Raw genomic sequence first — 17,703 nt, forward strand, 5'->3', positions numbered from 1 at the left:
ACAACGTACGCTGCTCCACGGGGTTCGACCTCGTCTTCACCAACGACAAGGCCAGCGTCGCGGCCTATGGCGGGCGCGCCCGGCACCTGCCGCTGGCGGCAGCGAGCCTGTTCCAGGACCTGCCCCGTCCTCGGCGACGACCGGGACTACCTCTACGATCTGCTGTTCGTCGGCACCGCCTGGCCGAACCGGGTCGCGAGCCTCAACGCGATCCTGGCGACCCTGTCGCGCGATCTCAGGGTCAAGCTCGCCCTCCCGTGGAACACCTTTATCGGTCCGCCCGCCCTCGACGATCCGGGCCTCGTCACCGACTGGCGCTCCGGCAACCGCGACTTCGCGCGGTTGGCCAATCGCAGCCGCGTCGTCCTCACCCTGCCACGGGTGTTCTCCGCCTCCGACCCGAACCAGGCGCAGGGCTCGACACCTCCGCCCCGACTGTTCGAGACGGCGCTCGCCGGCGGGTTCCAGGTGGTGATCTCGCCGGAACCCGAGATCCGCGACTATTACGAGCCCGATGCCGAGATCGCCCTCTGCGCCGACGACGCGGCGGGCGCGCGGATCATCGCCGAGATGCTGGACCGGCCTGCGGCGCGGATCGCGGCGGCACGCGCCGCCCGCGCCCGAACCCGGGCCGAACATCTCTACGATCACCGCGTCGCCGAGATCTTCGAAACGGCGGGCGGCCCGCACCGGCGGGCCCGGCCTGCCGAGCGGCCGGCTGCGCGCACCGTGCTGATGGTCAGCCACAACCGCACGGGCTATCGCGACGGCGGCGGCGTCGAGATTTACCAGGACGCCCTCGTGGGTCTCGCGCCGGATTACGCGATCCTGTTCCTATTTCCCGTGCTCCACGATGGACGCTGGTCCCTGCGCCTCGAAGGGCGTGGTCTCGGCCAGACCATCGAATGCGGCGAGATCGGTCTGCCCAAGCTCACCGACCCCCATGTCGAGGGCGTGTTCGAACGCATCCTGTTCGAGCAGCGCGTGGACCTCGTCCACATCCACCACCTGCTCCACCTGCCGCTCAGCCTGCCCCTGGTGGCGCGGGCCTGCGGCGTGCCGGTGATCTACCACCTCCACGACCACCACCTCATCTGCGAGCGCTGGCTCCTGCTCGATCATGCCGGCCGCTTCTGCGACGTGGTGAACCGCGGGCGCGACCAGTGCGATGCCTGCCTCATCGCATCCAGCAACTACCCGCCGGGCGCCAAGGCGCGCCGCGACGGGTTCGTCTCGCTCCTCGTCCGCGCCGTCGACCGGTTCATCACCAGCACTCCGGCGACGGGGGCCTACCTGCGGGCGTTCTACCCGGAGATCGAGGCCGACCGCGTCGTCGAGATCGCGATGCTGGCCCCCGTCGAGCCCACCCCCATCGTGCCCATGCTCCGGCCCGAGCGCGACGACGGTCCCCGGCTCACCGTCGCGGTGGTCGGCAACTTCGCCTCGCACAAGGGAGGCGACGAGATCGTCGAGCTCATGCGGATCTGCGAGGAGTACCGTATCCATTTCAAGGTGTTCGGCCGGGTCGACGCGCACCACGCCGGGCGCCTGCGCGGAATCGCGCCGGACCGGATCACCCTCTCGGGTCCCTACGAGCCGCACGCCATCCACGGCCTGCTGAGCGGTTGCGATGTCTCGCTCCATCTTTCGACGTGGCCCGAGACCTACGTCATCGCCCTGACGGAGGCGTGGCAGGCCGGTCTCGTCCCCGTGGCGACCGCCCTGGGCGCGCTCGCCGAGCGGGTGACGGACGGGGTCGACGGCTTCCTCGTCCCGCCCCACGATTCGGGGGCGGTGCGGGCAAGGCTCCTCGATCTCTACTACGACCCTGCCCGTCTCGCGCGGATGCGGAACGCGGTGCAGGCCAAGCGCTTTCCGACCGTGGCCGCGCATCTCGAAGCCGTACGACGCGTCTACGACGGGCTCGTGGCCGCGCGTCCATGCCCGCACGATCGGGTGCCGGACCGTCTGCGCGTCACCTTCGACCTGTCGCTCGCCGAGATGGGCCTGCGGGTGAACGCCCCGTCCTGGGTGTCGCGCGACATCCACTGGGACGGGACCTATGCCGCCGCCCTCGGTGCCACCGGGCGTGCGCGGCCCGCGACGCCCCTCCTCGACGATCTGCCCGCATCGGACCGGGCCCTGCCGGCCGTCGTGCTCCCCCTGACCCACGCGACCCTGGCCTTCGCCCGCGACGGCCTGCGCCTCGACGACAGGGAGATCGCGAACCCGGGCGGCCACGACCTCGTGCTGCGCCACCTCGCGGTGAAGGGCTGGCTGCACAGGCTCGACGCCGCGCCCGCCGCGCGGACCTACCTGCGGTTCACCGGACCATCGCGCACCGCCTACGCAGTCCTTCAGCCCGACGACCGCCCCGACGTGGCCGACAGCCTCGGCGATCCCGGCGCCGCGCGCTCCGGCTTCACCGGGACCATCGACGTCGCCGGCCTCGCGTTCGGGCCGCACACCCTCGACCTCGTCCAGGCCGGGCGCGACGGGCTGCTCGTGGCGCAGGGCTTCGGCCAGGTCTTCGCGGGGGGCGCGACGGAGGGGGCGCTGGTGCGGTTCGCCCGCGAGGCCACGCCGCCCGGTGCCGTCCCCGGCCCCGCCCTCCTCGACCTGCGTCAGAACCTGCCCGAGGCGGGGGGCGTCCTCTTGGCGGCGCCGGGCGACCTCTGGGGCATCGCGGGCCGGATCGAGGGTGCGGCGTCCGATCTCCCGTTGAGCCTCTGGTTGCGCGGAGCGGACGGCACCGCATGGCGCGCACGGATCGCCTCCGGGGCGGCGGGCGACGGCACGTTCCGCCTCGTCGCGGCCCTGACCGGCCTGGAGCCCGGCCGCTACGACATCGCCCTGCACGGCGGCGACGGCGTGCATCCCGGTGCCGTGCCCCGCCGTCTCGAGATCGTCGCGGGGCCGGGCCGCTACCGCCTCGACCGGACGATGCCGCCCGCCTTCCGCCGCCATTTCATCAAGCGGCTGAAGCGTGCGCCGGCCATCGAGCGGGCCGAGCGGGTAAACCTCACCGGCCTCGGCGGGAGCATCGCGTGCCGGGGTTGGGCCTTCGCACGGGGCCTCGGCGACGTGCTGTGCACCCTCGCCGTCTGGAACGACGCGGCAGGCCGCCCGCAGGTCTGCGTCTCGGCGCGCCTCGCCCGGCCTGAGGTCGCCGCGCATCTCGGCACGGCCCAGGCGCTCGGCAGCGGCTTCGAACTCGCGGTTCCGCGCGCCGCGCTTCAGGCCGGCGGCGTGCGGGTCTTCCAGTGCTACCGGCGCCGGACAGTGGAGTTCACCGGCTTCGCCGCCGCCCTGCAACGGGCCGTCGGGTGACGCGTGTGTCGGCATTCACTCATGTCGGACACCCATGTCGGAGGCGGACCGGTGACCTAGATGGGAGTGCACGCCCGTCCCCGTGAGGAGCCCGCATGCACCCATCCCGACGCGCTTTCCTGGCCGGCACAGGCCTGCTTCCCTTGGCGGTGCCGCTTCTCGGATCCGCCGCGTCACCCGCGCAGGCGGAAGCGGGCGGGCTCTTGAGCCGGCCGATCCCGTCCACGGGCGAGCGGATTCCCGTCCTTGGGATCGGCACCTCGCGCCGCTACGAGGTCGAGCCGACGCCCGACAAGGTCGCGCCCTTGCGCGAGGCGGTCCGGCGGTTCGTGGCGCTCGGCGGCTCCGTCATCGACACGGCCCCGAGCTACGGCACGGCCGAGGACGTGCTCGGCCTCATCCTCCCGCAGGATGGTTTGCGCGAGAAGGTGTTCCTGTGCAGCAAGGTCGGCACGCCGGGGCGCGAGGCCGGGCTCGCCGAAATCGAGCGTTCGTTCAAGCGCCTGAACACGCAGACCATCGACCTCGTCGCCGTCCACAACCTCATCGACACCGCCACCAACCTCGCCACCCTGCGCGACCTCAAGGCGGCCAAGCGCATCCGCTATGCGGGCGTCACCGTGTGGCGCGACAGCCAGTTCGCCGATCTCGAAGCCGTCATGAAGCGCGAGACCCTGGATTTCATCCAGGTGAACTACGCCCTCGACGATCGGCTGGCCGCACAGCGCATCCTGCCGCTCGCCGCAGAGCGCGGCATGGCCGTGATGGTCAACGTGCCGTTCGGGCGCGACCGCCTGTTCAAGGCGGTCCAGGGCCGCGAACTGCCGCCCTGGACCGCCGAGTTCGACTGCGCGAGCTGGCCGCAGTTCTTCCTGAAATACGTCCTCGGACACGAGGCCGTGACCTGCCCGATCCCCGGCATGGCTAAGGTGGCCTATGTCGAGGACAACCTCGGGGCCGCCCGGGGCCGGATGCCCGATGCGGCCCAGCGTGCCCGGATGGAGGCCTTTGTCGATGCGCTCTAAACTCGTGTCCCGCCGCGCGGCCCTCGCGCTCGCCGCCTTCGTCGCCAGCGGGAGCGCCTGGGCCCAGTCCGCCGCGCAGCCCGCACGCATCGGCATCGTCGGTGCCGGCAACATCGGCGGCACCATCGGCGGCCTATGGGCGAAGGCCGGGCACGAGGTGATGGTCTCCTCCCGCCACCCCGAGGAGCTGAAGGGCCTCGTCGAGAGCCTCGGTCCGAAGGCCCGTGCCGGGACTCCGGCCGAGGCCATCGCCTTCGGCGACGTCGTGCTGATCGCGGTGCCCTACAAGGCCTATCCGCAACTGAGCGCCGACCACGGCGCCGCTCTTCAGGGCAAGACCGTGATCGATGCCGGCAACGCGACCCAGGCCCGCGACGGCGAGGTCTACGCCGAGGTGAAGGAGAGCGGCATCGCCGCCGTCTCGGCCAAGTACCTGCGCGGCGCCCGGATCGTGCGGGCCTTCAACGCGGCGAACTATAAGGTCTTTGCCAAGAACGCGCATCGCGACGGCGCCCGCATGGCGATCCCCCTCGCGGGCGACGATGCCGGAGCCGTGGCGACCGTCGCCAAGCTGGTGACCGAGGCCGGCTTCGATCCGGTGATCGTCGGGCCCCTTTCCAAGGCGGACAGCTTCGCCATGGGGTCGCCGGGCTTCGGGCACGACCTCACCGCCGCTGAATCGGGCGCGCGCCTCGGGGTGGCGCGTTGAGCGGCCTCGGCGGGGCGGCGGAGCCCGTCCCCGCCGAGGGCCGGTCGCGTTCGTGGCTAGGGCGCCTCGTCGATGTCCGGCCGGGCGAAGTTCCGGCGCTCGCGTGGTCCTGGGCCTACATCTTCTCGATTCTTGCCGCCTACTACGTCCTGCGCCCGATTCGCGACCAGATGGGCATCGCCGGTGGGATCGAGAACCTGCCCTGGCTGTTCACCGGCACGCTCATCGGCATGCTGGCCCTGAACGTGCCCTTCGCCTGGCTGGTGAAGACCCTGCCGCGCGCCCGGTTCGTGCCCCTGACCTACCGCTTCTTCGCTGCCAACATCCTCGTCTTCGCTGTGTCACTCTACCTCGCCGGTCCTGAAGGCGACGTCTGGATCGGCCGGGCGTTCTTCATCTGGCTGTCGATCTTCAACCTGTTCGTGGTGTCGGTGTTCTGGGCCACCGTCGTCGATGTCTTCTCGACGGAGCAGGGCAAGCGCCTGTTCGGCTTCATCGCCGCCGGTGCCACCCTCGGGGCCATCGCGGGCTCGGCCACCACCGCGATCCTCGCCCGAGACGTGCCGACCTGGGCGCTCCTCATCGGAGCGGCTGTTCTGCTGGAGGTGGCGGTGTTCAGCATGCGCGGCCTCGCACGCCTGTCGGACCGTCTGCACCAGCGCCCCGTGGCCGGTGACGTGGCCCCGGCCGACGCCATCGGCGGCAGCGCGTTCGCGGGCATCACCCGCACGTTCCGCTCGCCCTACCTCCTCAACATCGGCCTGTTCCTGCTGCTGTTCTCGGTGACCTCGACGTTCCTGTATTTCGAGCAGGCCAAGATCGCGAAGGAGAGCTTCGCGAACCGCGGGGCGCAGACGGCGTTCTTCGCCAGCGTCGACCTCCTGGTGAACGCGCTGACGCTCGGGGTGCAGTTCTTCCTCACCGGCCGGATCGTCCGGCGCATCGGCGTCGGGCCGAGCCTCGCCCTCCTGCCGGCGGCCAGCGTCCTGGGTTTTGCCGCCCTTGCCGTATCGCCGACCATCTCCGCCATCGTGGTGTTCCAGGTCCTGCGGCGGGCCGGCAATTTCGCCATCGCCCGGCCGATCCGCGAGGTTCTGTTCACCGTCGTGCCGCGCGAAGATCGCTACAAGGCGAAGAACTTCCTCGACACCGTGGTCTACCGCACCGGCGACCAGATCGGAGCGTGGTCCTTCGCCGGGATCGGGGCGCTCGGCCTCGGCTCCACGGCGGTGGCCGTGACTGCGGTACCGCTCTCGATCGCATGGTTGCTCAACAGTCTCTGGCTCGGCCGCAGGCAGGAGGAGCGCCAGCGGAGGGGGGAAGATCCATCGGGTGGGGAACGTCCCTGAGCCGATCGCCCGAGCTACGAAGACGGTGGAATCGACGATTGCGGTCGTCCGAAACCGTTTCGACGCCCAGTGCGTTGCTGGCAGAACGGGAGAGCGACGCATGTCCGATCTGACCGCCTCGAACCAGAACCTGCCCGAATCGACCTACGATCAGGAACGCGGCGCGCGCGAGCGGCACTCCAAACCCGACATGGGCGGAGCGGCGGTCTCCCCGCGCGACGCAGACCATGACACCGTACGGGCGACCCCCGAGGGGCCGAGCGATCGACCCGGTACGGAAGCCGAGGACGTGTCCCGCCCGCGCGAGTAGGCTGGACACCAGGGCCCCGGCTCCGAGGTCGGGCCAGGTCGGTGACATCGCCGAAGGGGTGGGTATCGGGACGGCCTGCAGCACTCGGCCCCAGCGCAGGCCGTAGGCCGTCCACGATGTGGGACTGTACTCAGCCGAAGGAACTGAATCCCTCGAAGCTTTCGGTATGGGCGGCCGACAGGTCCGAATCCTCCGCGGGGGCCGGCGACAGGTCTTCGGCCGGAAGGTCCGGCCTGCTTTTCAAGGGGGTTGGATAGATCTCGTCAGAGACGGATGCGAGCGTCGAGGCAGAGCGATCGGGCTGCACGTCTTTGGTCATCCAGGCTCCTGGGGTGCTGCGCCGCGCTTACGGCGAAGCTTTCGATACTCCGTTCCGTCCTGGTTCGGGAACCGCCCACAGGTTGCAGGTGCCATGAACGGCGGTTCTGCGTCGGAGCCGTTCGGCCAAATTCCACCCGATGCGACTCTGGAAATGGGCGCTCATACCGGTTGATCGCTTCGTGATGCGGATTTCGGCTTCGCTCAGGCACCGCGCGGGCTGCCTGAGACTGATCTCCGAACGGATGATCCGGAGACGGTCTCAGTCCTGCTTGGCCTTCGCGATCGCCTTCGAGACGGCCTTGAGCAGATCGCCACCGGCGGCCTTCACCATCTCTTCCTCGGAGATGCCTTCGTCGTCGGCATCCTGTAGCAGCTCGTCTAGGTGGGTTTGGGGGGGCTTGTCGGGGTCGAGGTTGTCCGCAACCCAATCACGGAAGAATTCCTTGGCGATCTGACTCATCGTGCCGCTCCGTTGCGGCGGGCTGAATAGATCACCGGCCGATTCGGCGCGAGGCCTGTCGTGCGGAGGGTGAGCCTCGCGGCATGTGCAATCTGGTCGCAAACCCGCGTGTGCCGGGGAAGAAGGACAACCACAAGCCGGAAACGGTCCTGTTCGGTCCGGAGCTTGGACAACCCCGATCGTCCAAATCGAACCGCATCAGCCAACATCGCTCCCGGCGGTTTCGTGCCCGATCTCACCATCGGGAACCGTCCAGCCCCGTGCCCAGGTCTCATGCTCCTCGGAGCCCTCGGGATACGGGTTGGCGGTGAGCGGATCGCCCCGGTCGCGCGCGTGCCGACCTTCCTGGCTCACGGCGGCGGGGGAGCGTTGGGGAAAGGCCATGGTTCGGGTCCCCGAGAGAGGCGCTCAGGAATTTGCGGCGTCGTTGGGGACCGGCCTGTCCGGCTGCGCGTCGGTCTCGGCCGGCTTCGGATGATGGCCCGGCTCGGGCGGCTGCGGCGCCGGCGAGCCGGCATCCGGCGTCGCGTCCACTTGAGACGGTTTCGGCTGATCGTCTGCCATCGTCTGCTCCTGAATCGGAAGCCCTTGCCGTGCGGCAAGTCATCGTTCTCGATCTCGCTATGCTCGGTGACGGCGAGGCGGTATTCGCTTCGCCGACGCCAAGCATATTCTAAGGTTAAACCTGCATCGACTACCTTCGATCCCCCGGGGCCGCAGACATTTTTTCGGTTTCGCCCTCTGCCTCGCATCACCTGCGTTCCGGCAGAGATCGCGAACGTCGGGCGAAAAGGGCCGGCAAAGCCGGCGTCTCGCCGTAGAGAAAGAGAGCGAAGAACAGCCCCGTCATCATCACCGGGCCACGGCCCGATCCGCTCCGGTCATCCGCCCGACCGTCGCAGGGCCGTTCGTCGCTCGTCCCCTGCCCGGCGCAGCCGTGGATCGGCTGTCCCGAGGCTCGAGACGCGGCTACCCTGCCGGAGCGGTCAGGACCAGCTTGCCTTCGAAGGGAGCCTTCTGGTTGCTCGTGGTGGTGCAGGCGTAGGTTTCCGTTCCAGCCTCCATGGTCCGGATCTTCAGGACGCCTTGGCCATTCGCCTTCACGAGGTAGCCCTTTTCGCTCGACACGTGGACGAGCGAGCCGTCCGCGTGGAGAACGTGACCTTTCTCGAACTGGCCGGGTGCCGTGATGGTGACGGGCACGTTCGCCGTGCTGACGATGTGGAGCTCGACGTTCGTGTTGGCCGGAAGCTTGAGTTCGGCCGGGGCACAGACGGGCTTGTCGCCATCCATCGTGATGGTCAGCTCCCCCTGGACCGTGGTGCTGCTCGATGGGGCCGGGAGCGGCTTACCCTGGGCGAGGACCGGCCCCGCCGAGACCATGGCGGCAAGCGCACCAAATCCGATCACTGCATGACGCATGAAGCAACTCTCTATCCGTTCCTGGACTGTGATGGGGAAAGAGGGCCGAGGATCGGCGAGTTCCTGTTTGCGGCAGCGCGCCGCGGCAACCCGACGGCCCATCACCGACCTTGCGGCGGCGTTCCCTCACCGCAGATGCCCGGCCTCCCGCAGCGCCTTTTCCACTTCCTCGCAGACCCTCCGCATCCCCTCGTCGTTCCGGGGCGACGGCGGTCTCGCGGGTGCCTTCGTCGCCTTCGTTTGAGGTTGCGCGAGCCGGGTGCTCTCGCCCGCCCGATCCGCGCCAGTACCCGCGATGGCGCTCAACAATCTCGCAAGCATTCGCGCGCACTCCATCCGTACCCGTGAAAGTATTCGGATGGGATCGGATTCGTTCCACGACCCGGAGGCCGGTCCGACCATGGGCGCCTTTCGACCGATCCATTCGAAGCCCAGCACCGGTTCCGTGAAGAGACGAATGCGGCGAGGACCGTCGGCGCGTCGAATAGCGGACCAATCCGGCCGCCGGGGGCTTGGCGTCTGGCATACCAGATGCGATAGTCCCTTGCCCTTCCCAGGGCATCCTCATATGTGACCACCTTCACCCGCCCGGTTCCCAGCCCGGCGGGTTCTTCTTTTGGAGTGCCCCGTCTCGCGGGTGCCAATGTTGGAGGAACGCTTTTGCTGAACCAATTCGGCCGCATCGTCGCGGGCCTCGCCCTGTGCACGTCCCTCGCGAACGGGGCGTACGCACAGGCGGCCCCGTCCCCGGACAAGCCATCGGCCTCGGCGACGCAGGATCCGGCGACTCTGAAGGTGGCGCGCGAGGTCGTTGCCCAGATGCAGGGCGACCGTGTCACCACCCTGAACGCGATGGCCGCTCCCATGGCCGGCATGATGCAGCAGATGGGCGTGCGCGAGCCGGAGCGCGCGCAGGTGATCGTCCGCGAAGCCGTGCTTCCGATGCTGACCGCGCACTACGACGAACTCCTCGATCTCCAGGCCCGCAGCTTCGCGACGGTCCTCTCCAAGGATGATCTCCAAGCGGTGGGAGCGTTCTACGCCTCTCCGGCGGGCCGGCGCCTGGCGGCTGCCCAGCCGCAGCTCGCTCAGGCGCAAATGACCGGGACGACGCAGTGGATGCAAGCGCTGATGCCGGAGATGCAGACCAAGATCATGCAAGTCATCAAGGCGCATGGTTGGGGTCCGGGCGATAAGCCGAAATGATCCCCACGCCCGCCAAGCCCGCCCAGGCGGGTTTTTCGGGTCAGATCGCCTCCGGGTGTGACACAGCGGTCAGGAAACTTCGGGGCGTTCCGGAGTTTGTTTCGAGCTGAGCCGGCGAAGATTGTCCCTCCGTCGGCCCAATCGAAAGTTCGCCATGAGAACACTCATCCTCGCCACCGCCCTGTTCGCCGCCACCCCCGCACTCGCCCAGGTCGGCCCTCCGGGTCAGCCGGGCGCTCCCGGTGTCGTCGTGCAGAGCGAGCCGAACAGCACTGGCAACGACGCCAACATCGCCATCTCGCGCGGTGCGACCGGTGCCGACACGGCGACGACCGATTCCGCCGCCGGTGGGAACGCCTCGCGGCCCGAACAGGCGATCCCCAACGGCAGCGCCAACGGCGGCGGTCGCTAACCCGTCCATCGGTTCGGATCATCATCACCCGCCCGGCTCACGCCGCGGCGGGTTTTTTGGCTCATCGCTTCGAAGGTCGGACTCACGGACCTGGGGTGAAGGACTGATCGGAGAAAAAGTCCGAGCCCGGAAACGATCGGGGTACGGTCACGGGCGCGGTGCGGGCGACGACGCGGAACCGTCGGCCCTACCGTTCTCCTTTCCGAGGGTGTTCGCCGTGCCGTTATGATCGGAGGGACGTCCGCCGGGGTTGTCGCTCCCGCCCCTGGAGGACCCGATCGTGCGGTTGTCCGCCTTGTCGCCGTTGCTCCTGAGATCGGCGGCGGTGTTCCCGTCGCTGGTCGCCGGGGCGCCACCCGGGGTCTGCGCGTCGGCGGGCCCCGTCAGCGAGAGAATCAACGAAGTCGCGAGGGCAAGGGCCGTCCATTGGAGGGCAAGGGTCGTCCTGCGCATGAAGCGTTCCGTCGTGTGGAGAGGTTCAGGCATGAAACGCCGTCGGGCGCGCCTTTGTTCGCGGCCCGGGCGAACCGTCGCGGCTACTTCGTGGTCTCCTTCACCCCCGCTTCCGGCGCCGGAACGGTGTTCTTGGTGGCACCGCTGCCGAGAAACAGGAGGGCGATCACCACGGCCAGGGTGGCGATCGCGGCAACGAAAGCGAGGAACCAGCGGGGCATGACGATGTCCGTGGGGGAAGGGTCGGAAGGCTCACGTCCGCTTCTACAGGATCGCCGAAGGCACCGCTGCTCGTTTCGAGACCGTGATCGTCGGTTTGAGCGCGACCGTGACGGGTTCGTCCATGAGCCCGATGGGCTGGACGGATCGGGGGGGCGTGGCCGTGCGGCGAAGGCGGCGGTTCGGTCTCCGGCCCCCGGTTCGTGTCGGAACCCGCTCGGCCATCGGAACGTGATGGCGCTTCGCGTCGTTGGGAACTTTGGGAAACGCCTTCGGAGAAACCAATGAAGAATTTTTGCATGATTGCCATCGCGGCGGCCGCTGTGATCGCCACGGGATCGGCATCCATGGCTGCGCCCTGCGCCGTCGGAACGACGACGAACGCCCAGGGCCAGAACGCGTCCACCGACAAGACCTCCAAGGCGGATGGTCCTTCGGATGCGAAGGTGACTCCCGGCGCCAAGGCCGAGTCGCCCGGCACGGTCGGCGCCATGTCCAACGTCGGCGGCAACACCCAGCCCGGCGCGGGCGAGAAGAAGCCGGCCGAAGGCCAGGTCGTCAAGCCGGGCAGCAACGACTGCTGATTTCACCGGACACGTGAAGGAGCATTCCTTCATTGCTATTCAAGAACCCGCTCGGCTTCGGTCAGGGCGGGTTTTTTCTGCGTGATTGCTTCTGTTGGCTCAGGTGTACTGTCCGACGCCGATCGGATTCGGATGAAGGATCGAGGCTCGCAGGAGCGGGTTCGACGCGCGCCGGCCCGGCTGAGCCACCTGCTCGATGTGGGCGCGGTCGATGCCGGGGGCCGGAGGCGGACCACGGATTATCGCGTCCCCTGAATCCGTCTACCCCATAGATCCCTCGAACCCGAGATGATCTTCCCACCTTGCCCGCCCGGAGCGATCCGAGGCGGGTCTTTCGTCGTGCGGACGGATCAGGGGCGACCCGCGACGTCCGATCAAGACCGAGGCCTCATGGTTCGTCGGGCCTCCTCCCGGAACGGTGCCGTCCGAGGCCCGGACACGGGTCAATACAGTTGGTTCGCCCAGCGCTGGAAAACCTCGAGGGGCGATCCGCCGCCGGCCTCGCCCTGGCGGGCCTGTCGGATGCCGGCGCGGTAGCGGCCCGGAGGCTTCCGAACGCGGCTCGGAAGGCTTGGCGGCAGTGGCTCTCGCTGACGAAGCCGCAGGCGAATGCTGCGACCGACCGTCCTTCATGGGGCCGACGCAGGGCCTTGCGAAGGGTCTCCAGCCGGCGTGGCTGAACAAAGCGTGCGATTCCGCCCTCGTCGGCGAAGGCCTGATGCAGCGCACTGCGCGACAGGAGACGGCCGGATGTGTCCCACGCCGGAGGGTTGAGCTCTGGGACGGGAAGGGCTCAAGTTCCCCTGCGCTCACCCTTCGCCGATGTCGCGGGCCGGGCACACGTCACCGTGCCTGCCGGAACGCTTGGCCAGTCCGCGGTGTGGGGGGTGAGTGATTGATTGTGATGGTGCTGCTGGACAGGATTGAACTGTCGACCTCCTCATTACCAATGAGGTGCTCTACCACTGAGCTACAGCAGCGGGGTGTCCGGGGTTCGCCGCGGCGTCTCCGTCTGGACGAGCGGGGGATTAGCCCATCGTTTCCGGCTTGGCAATCGCCTGGGCGGACTCAATCGCACCGCCGGTGAACTTTCGTGTCGGCTTCCGATTTCAGCGCAACACATCCGCGTCGCGCTTGCACGCGGCACGGATGATCGCGGCGAGGCCCGGTTCGGCCACAGCGTCTGCGGCCTCGGCGGGCGAGAACCAGTGATCCTCCCGCTCGTCCTTCTCGGGCCACGATTTCAGCTGCTTGCGCACTTCGAGCGGGAAGACCTTGACCTGACACAGGACGGAATCACGGCTCTTCAGGCGCTTCTCGTAGAGATAGAAGCCGAGCGGACGCTTGCCGATGGAACCGATGAGCCCGGCCTCCTCGTAGGCCTCGCGGGCGGCCGCCTCGAAAGGCTTGCGCCCTTTCATCGGCCAGCCCTTCGGAATCACCCAGCGTCGGCTCTCCCGTGAGGTGATGAGCAGGATGGTGTAGGTTCCGTCACGCATCCGCCGGTATGGCAGTGCGCCCACCTGCCGCCGAGGCTCGCGGTCCGTGTCGGCCAAGGTCGCGTTCATCGGGGACAAACGCCCGGGAGCCTTGCGGGTTCGCCGGACGGGCGCTTTCCCGTGCTCGTCCGCCGGGCAGGAGGCGCCGGTGCTCTGGCCATGAGACCGACGAGACAGCCGACTTCGTTCGCGTCCGGTGTCCGCACCGCTGGTCCTCGAAGATCGATGATCGAACGAGGGCATAGCCGCCGTCCGCTCCCGGTTCCATGGAGATACTTATCCGGCTAAAATAGGGCGGTCCGAGACACACCGATGCCGCCGTCGCGAACGGCGCTCGGATGAGGGGAGAGACCGCGACGCCGAAGGATTCCTGGCGTGCCGCTGCCGAATGCCCGGCTTCCGCCGCATCTCCCGAGCCCGAAGACCCGGCGGAACCCCTGCGAGGGGCGGTTACCCGGCGGCGCTCAGATTCTCGATGAGGGCATTGAGGTCGGCCCGCATGGCCTGGACTTCGGGTTCGGACATGTTGAGCTGGCACATCACCGATTCCCGCACGGTCGTGGCCTCGCCCCGCAACGCCCGGCCTTGCGGGGTGAGGGCGATCTCGACCTCGCGCTCGTCCGTGCGTCGCCGGCTGCGCAGGAGGAACCCCGCCGTTTCGAGGCGCTTCAGTACTGGCGTCAGGGTCCCGGAATCGAGGCGCAACCGTCGGCCGATCTCCGAGACCGTGATGCCGTCCGTCTCCCACAGAACGAGGAGGACGAGATATTGCGGGTAGGTCAGGCCCAGGCGCTCGAGCATCGGACGATAGGATTTCGTCATGCGATGGGCCGCGGCGTAGAGGGCGTAGCAGAGCTGATTGTCGAGGAGCAGGGGATCGATCTGCGGAGGCGTTTCTGGAGCAGGAGCGTCGACCATGCCAAACCATGCCATCTGTTCCCGGGCCGTGAATGGAGCGGCTGGGACCCTGCCGAAAAACCGGGCCGGGAAACCTGTGACGAAAAATCTGTCCGGGAGAACAGGATAGCCGACCTGGGACGTTCCGGTATATGGCCGATCCACCCCCATCCGCGGTGAATACACGCATATCCCGGACCGGCCGGCGTTTTTTGCTTGTGAGGCCGCTCCCGTCACGCTTCGGCGGGCGCGGACATGCGAGCGGCCGCATCCGGCATCACCGTCGCGAGAGGACCGGAGGCCACGAGGCGCCCGCCATCGAGGACGTGGACCGTATCGGTGCCCGCGAGGCTCGTGAGGCGGTGGGCGATGAGAATGATGGTGCGGGTGCCGTTCAGGGACGCGAGGGCACCCATCACCGCCGCCTCGGTCTCGCCGTCGAGGGCGCTGGTGGCTTCGTCGAACACGATCACGTCGGGGTCGTGGTACAGGGCCCGGGCGATGCCGAGGCGCTGGCGCTGACCGCCGCTGAGGCGGATGCCGCGCTCGCCGACACCCGCATCGTAGCCCCCGTCGAGGCCCAGCGCGACCTCGTGGAAGCCGGCGAGCCGCGCGGCCCGCTCTACGGCGGCCCCGTCCACGGCTTCGGGCGAAACGCCGAGGGCGATGTTCTCCCGCACGGAGGCATCGATGAGGAACACGTCCTGGGGCACGTATCCGATGCGGTTCTGCCAGGCCGGCAGGGTCTCGGCGTCGAGGGGGACGCCGTCCACGGTGACGGACCCGGTGGTGGGCGTGAGGAGGCCGAGGATGAGCCCGACCAGGGTCGACTTGCCCGATCCCGTGCGGCCGACGAGACCGACCGTGGTGTTGACGGGGATCGTGAGATCGATGTCCCGCAGGGTCGGACGCTCGGGCGTGTAGTCGAAGCCGATGCCGGTCAGGCGGATGTCCCTCCGAAACGGCAGGCGCGTCGCCGGGCGCGGGCGCGGCGTCCGCTCGCCGGCGAGTTCGTCCACCACCATCCTGACGGCCGGGAGGTAGAACCGCAGGAGGGCAAGCGACGTGAAGATGTTCTGGAAGGCCGGCAGCATCCTGTAACCGGCGAAGGCGAACAGGCCGAGCAGCGGGAGCAGCCCGGCGGTGTCGAGTCCCTGGGAGAGGGCGAACAGCACGACCACGATGACCCCGCCGAAGGCCAGGGATTCGATGACGAAGCGTGGCAACTGGCCCGTGAGCAGGCTCGCTGCGGTGGCCTTCGCGTAGGCCCGGGCGGGCCCGTCGAACCCGGCGGCGAAGGCTTCGGCCCGGCCGTAGAGCTTGAGCTCGGTCAGCGCCCCGAAGGTCTCCTGCACCACGCGGTAGCGCCGCTCGTTGTCCGCCACGGCCCTGGCCCCGAGGCGGGCGAGGCGCACCCGCATGACGAGGTAGAGCAGCACGTAGAGGCCGCCGAAGCCGCCGCCGAGGATCAGGGCGAGGCGGGGTGCGTAGAAGATCAGGAAGGTGACAACGGCGAGCGCCGAGACGCTGCGCGAGGCGATGACCGTGGTGGGGGTGAGGACGCCGACCACGAGGCGGTCGGTTTCGCTCAGCACGTTCTTGGCGAGTTCGGCGCTGTTGGCATGGGCGAAGAACAGGCGCTCGCGGTCGACGTAGCGGGCGAGCAGGCGCCGGGCGAGGCCGTAGCCCGTGAGGTTGGTGAACAGGAGCTGCGCGAAGGTGAGGCCGGCATTCACCACGCTGGTGGTGAGGATGGCGGCCAACGCCGCCCCGCCCGTCACCATGAGGAAGGTGCGGTCGTCGGTCAGGCCGAGGCCGTCGCGCAGGGTCGCGAGATAGGGGATGCGGCTGGCGGCGGACGGGTCGCCCACGAGGGTCAGGAACGGCACCACGGAGGCGACGCCCACCACCTCGAACAGGGCGGCGCAGGCGAGGCCGAGGGCGATGAGGGCGAGCCGGCGCCGGTCGCGCGGCCGCAGGACGCGCACGAGGTCGATCAGGGCGCGCATGGCGGGGCTCCTCGGGTGAAGGCTCCGGCGGCCCTGCGGACGAGACCGTCACGATCGGGGGCGGAGCCACTCGGCCCTGCCCCTTAGAGGATTTTGACGCCCATTGAAGCCGGCCGACCGCGAATCGCAGCCGGCCGGCCCGGTCAAGGGCCCGAGCCGGCGGCCGCGCGGGTGAAGGCGTCGGCGCCGATGTCGTCGGTGCCCGTCATTCCCAAGGTCTCGATGAGACGGCCCCGGGCGCGGCTGACCCGGCTCTTCATGGTGCCCACGGCGACACCGCAGATGGCGGCGGCCTCCTCGTAGGTGAAGCTCTGGGCGCCGACCAGCACCAGGGCCTCGCGCTGGCTCAAGGGAAGGCCGTCGAGGGCGGCCTGGAACTCGCGCATCTCCACCCGGATCTCCTGCTCGGGCAGGCTGGTGAGGCGAGCCGCATGGACACCGTCGCCATCCTCCACCTCGCGCTTGCGCTTGCGCTGTTCCGAATAGAACAGGTTGCGCAGGATGGTGAACAGCCACGCGGTGAGGTTGGTGCCGCGCTGGAAGCTGTCGGCCTTGGTCCAGGCCCGCACGAGGGTGTCCTGGACGAGGTCGTCGCTGCGGTCGAGGTTGTAGGTCAGCGAGTACGCGAACGCCCGCAGGGCCGGGATGGCGCCGAGGAGGAGATCGCGCATCTCGGCGTCGGCTCCGCCCTGGGGGGAAGCCGGCCGGATCGATGGGCACGTCATTGGGACCCCTGCGAATCGGATTGCGACGACAGGCTGTCGAGGAGCGCCGTGAAGCGATCCGGCAGCGGCTGATGGAGGACGTCCCCGTAGAGCAGGCGCAGGTTGCGCCCGATCCGGCGCCGCGCTTCGCGTCCCAACGGCGGTGCCGGTTCTCGGACCGTGGGCGGCAGAGCTGGAATGATCCCCGACCCGTTATGCGGAGCTGCCGTTGCGGGAACGGCGTCGAGGCCTGAATCGCTCGCGTGTCTGGTCATCGCTGCCCATTGTCCGAGGGCGGATGCGCGGCGCCGTGCTTTCGTAAGGCATGCACCGCCGGCCCTGCGTATCGGGGCCGTATCCGAAATCCTATCGACGGCGGTGCTAACGAAGAGCGATTTAACGTGTACTGAAAAATGCATTCATTGGATCTTAAGCCCCTGAATCCGGAGGCTTGTTTCCGAACTGTTGCTGATCGAAAACACAGGCCGATCAAGCTCGGCCATAGGGAAGGCTTAAGCGGAGCGATCTGTCTGTTCGCTGAACGCGGGTCCTGCCGGCGTGACCCCGCGGTGTACGGGCAGGGAGAGGCCGGGGCTTGCGCAGGGCGGAGCGCGCTGGTAGCGCAACCTTTAGCGCCGGTTTAGCTCAGCTGGTAGAGCAACCGCCTTGTAAGCGGTAGGTCGCGAGTTCAAGTCCCGCAACCGGCACCACTTTTTCCGATCCAGATTCGACCGCCCGGCACTGGGTCGTCATTCCGGCGCACCGCACGCATTGCCGTGGCCGGCCGTTCCGGC

At 68.7% G+C, this 17,703-nt stretch carries 19 protein-coding genes and 2 tRNA genes; 9 read left to right on the forward strand and 12 right to left on the reverse strand.

The features are described from left to right. Nucleotides 1–66: 66 nt before the first annotated feature. The 5 genes from ASF52_RS00795 (at nucleotide 67) to ASF52_RS00815 (ending at nucleotide 6,723) form a co-directional block, all read left to right on the forward strand. Nucleotides 67–3,330 carry a glycosyltransferase family protein gene (locus ASF52_RS00795; protein ID WP_056166060.1) on the forward strand — a complete coding sequence of 1,088 codons (3,264 nt, stop codon included), beginning with the start codon at nucleotides 67–69 and terminating at the stop codon, nucleotides 3,328–3,330. 95 nt (nucleotides 3,331–3,425) lie between these two features. Further along, nucleotides 3,426–4,355, forward strand: coding sequence for an aldo/keto reductase (locus ASF52_RS00800; RefSeq protein WP_056166063.1), 930 nt, complete (start codon nucleotides 3,426–3,428; stop codon nucleotides 4,353–4,355). Continuing rightward, nucleotides 4,345–5,064 carry an NADPH-dependent F420 reductase gene (locus ASF52_RS00805; protein ID WP_056166066.1) on the forward strand — a complete coding sequence of 240 codons (720 nt, stop codon included), beginning with the start codon at nucleotides 4,345–4,347 and terminating at the stop codon, nucleotides 5,062–5,064. The genes ASF52_RS00800 and ASF52_RS00805 overlap by 11 nt, the downstream gene beginning before the upstream one ends. Then, entirely contained in the window at nucleotides 5,061–6,413 is a 1,353-nt protein-coding gene (locus ASF52_RS00810; protein ID WP_056166069.1) for an NTP/NDP exchange transporter, read from the forward strand. The genes ASF52_RS00805 and ASF52_RS00810 overlap by 4 nt, the downstream gene beginning before the upstream one ends. Nucleotides 6,414–6,513: 100 nt before the next feature. Continuing rightward, nucleotides 6,514–6,723: a hypothetical protein gene (locus tag ASF52_RS00815; RefSeq protein ID WP_056166072.1), complete on the forward strand. Its 210-nt coding sequence runs from the start codon at nucleotides 6,514–6,516 to the stop codon at nucleotides 6,721–6,723. 130 nt (nucleotides 6,724–6,853) lie between these two features. Here ASF52_RS00815 and ASF52_RS00820 read toward each other — a convergent pair whose 3' ends face one another. The 5 genes from ASF52_RS00820 to ASF52_RS00835 form a co-directional block, all read right to left on the reverse strand. After that, nucleotides 6,854–7,042 carry a hypothetical protein gene (locus ASF52_RS00820; RefSeq protein ID WP_056166075.1) on the reverse strand — a complete coding sequence of 63 codons (189 nt, stop codon included), beginning with the start codon at nucleotides 7,040–7,042 and terminating at the stop codon, nucleotides 6,854–6,856. A gap of 261 nt (nucleotides 7,043–7,303) precedes the next feature. Then, nucleotides 7,304–7,504, reverse strand: coding sequence for a hypothetical protein (locus ASF52_RS00825; RefSeq protein WP_056166078.1), 201 nt, complete (start codon nucleotides 7,502–7,504; stop codon nucleotides 7,304–7,306). Nucleotides 7,505–7,702: 198 nt separating this feature from the next. Beyond that, a complete protein-coding gene (locus ASF52_RS00830) occupies nucleotides 7,703–7,888 on the reverse strand; it encodes a ribosome modulation factor (RefSeq protein WP_056166081.1) in 186 nt (61 codons plus the stop codon). A 24-nt stretch (nucleotides 7,889–7,912) separates the two neighbouring features. Beyond that, complete coding sequence (locus ASF52_RS22325) at nucleotides 7,913–8,068, reverse strand: hypothetical protein (RefSeq protein WP_156467429.1); 156 nt, start codon at nucleotides 8,066–8,068, stop codon at nucleotides 7,913–7,915. 405 nt (nucleotides 8,069–8,473) lie between these two features. Continuing rightward, complete coding sequence (locus tag ASF52_RS00835) at nucleotides 8,474–8,926, reverse strand: hypothetical protein (protein WP_056166083.1); 453 nt, start codon at nucleotides 8,924–8,926, stop codon at nucleotides 8,474–8,476. Between the two features lie 570 nt (nucleotides 8,927–9,496). Between ASF52_RS00835 and ASF52_RS00845 the strand changes: the two genes are divergently transcribed. Beyond that, nucleotides 9,497–10,132: a DUF2059 domain-containing protein gene (locus tag ASF52_RS00845; RefSeq protein WP_244473017.1), complete on the forward strand. Its 636-nt coding sequence runs from the start codon at nucleotides 9,497–9,499 to the stop codon at nucleotides 10,130–10,132. Nucleotides 10,133–10,286: 154 nt separating this feature from the next. Continuing rightward, nucleotides 10,287–10,544 (forward strand): hypothetical protein, encoded by a 258-nt coding sequence (locus tag ASF52_RS00850; protein ID WP_056166089.1) that lies wholly within the window; start codon nucleotides 10,287–10,289, stop codon nucleotides 10,542–10,544. 536 nt (nucleotides 10,545–11,080) lie between these two features. Here ASF52_RS00850 and ASF52_RS22330 read toward each other — a convergent pair. Further along, entirely contained in the window at nucleotides 11,081–11,218 is a 138-nt protein-coding gene (locus ASF52_RS22330; RefSeq protein WP_156368979.1) for a hypothetical protein, read from the reverse strand. A 345-nt stretch (nucleotides 11,219–11,563) separates the two neighbouring features. On the opposite strand from ASF52_RS22330, the gene ASF52_RS00860 reads away from it, so the two are divergent. Then, nucleotides 11,564–11,800, forward strand: a complete 237-nt coding sequence (locus tag ASF52_RS00860; protein ID WP_156467428.1) for a hypothetical protein — start codon at nucleotides 11,564–11,566, stop codon at nucleotides 11,798–11,800. 905 nt (nucleotides 11,801–12,705) lie between these two features. On the opposite strand, the gene ASF52_RS00865 is transcribed toward ASF52_RS00860, so the two are convergent. The 6 genes from ASF52_RS00865 to ASF52_RS23080 form a co-directional block, all read right to left on the reverse strand. Further along, a tRNA-Thr gene (locus tag ASF52_RS00865) sits at nucleotides 12,706–12,780 on the reverse strand. A gap of 129 nt (nucleotides 12,781–12,909) precedes the next feature. Beyond that, nucleotides 12,910–13,368, reverse strand: a complete 459-nt coding sequence (locus tag ASF52_RS00870) for an NUDIX hydrolase (RefSeq protein ID WP_056166097.1) — start codon at nucleotides 13,366–13,368, stop codon at nucleotides 12,910–12,912. A gap of 381 nt (nucleotides 13,369–13,749) precedes the next feature. Next, on the reverse strand, nucleotides 13,750–14,217 hold the full coding sequence (locus ASF52_RS00875; protein ID WP_056166100.1) for a MarR family winged helix-turn-helix transcriptional regulator: 468 nt from the start codon (nucleotides 14,215–14,217) through the stop codon (nucleotides 13,750–13,752). A gap of 212 nt (nucleotides 14,218–14,429) precedes the next feature. Continuing rightward, nucleotides 14,430–16,205: an ABC transporter ATP-binding protein gene (locus tag ASF52_RS00880; protein ID WP_056166103.1), complete on the reverse strand. Its 1,776-nt coding sequence runs from the start codon at nucleotides 16,203–16,205 to the stop codon at nucleotides 14,430–14,432. Between the two features lie 143 nt (nucleotides 16,206–16,348). After that, nucleotides 16,349–16,876 (reverse strand): sigma-70 family RNA polymerase sigma factor, encoded by a 528-nt coding sequence (locus tag ASF52_RS00885; RefSeq protein ID WP_443136640.1) that lies wholly within the window; start codon nucleotides 16,874–16,876, stop codon nucleotides 16,349–16,351. Between the two features lie 50 nt (nucleotides 16,877–16,926). Continuing rightward, entirely contained in the window at nucleotides 16,927–17,067 is a 141-nt protein-coding gene (locus ASF52_RS23080) for a NepR family anti-sigma factor (protein WP_244473650.1), read from the reverse strand. Between the two features lie 476 nt (nucleotides 17,068–17,543). On the opposite strand from ASF52_RS23080, the gene ASF52_RS00890 reads away from it, so the two are divergent. Next, nucleotides 17,544–17,619: transfer RNA gene (locus ASF52_RS00890), tRNA-Thr, on the forward strand. The last annotated feature ends 84 nt before the right edge of the window (nucleotides 17,620–17,703 follow it).

Origin of the sequence: Methylobacterium sp. Leaf112 (genome assembly GCF_001423295.1) — a bacterium.
In the GTDB taxonomy this organism is placed as follows: Bacteria; Pseudomonadota; Alphaproteobacteria; order Rhizobiales; family Beijerinckiaceae; genus Methylobacterium.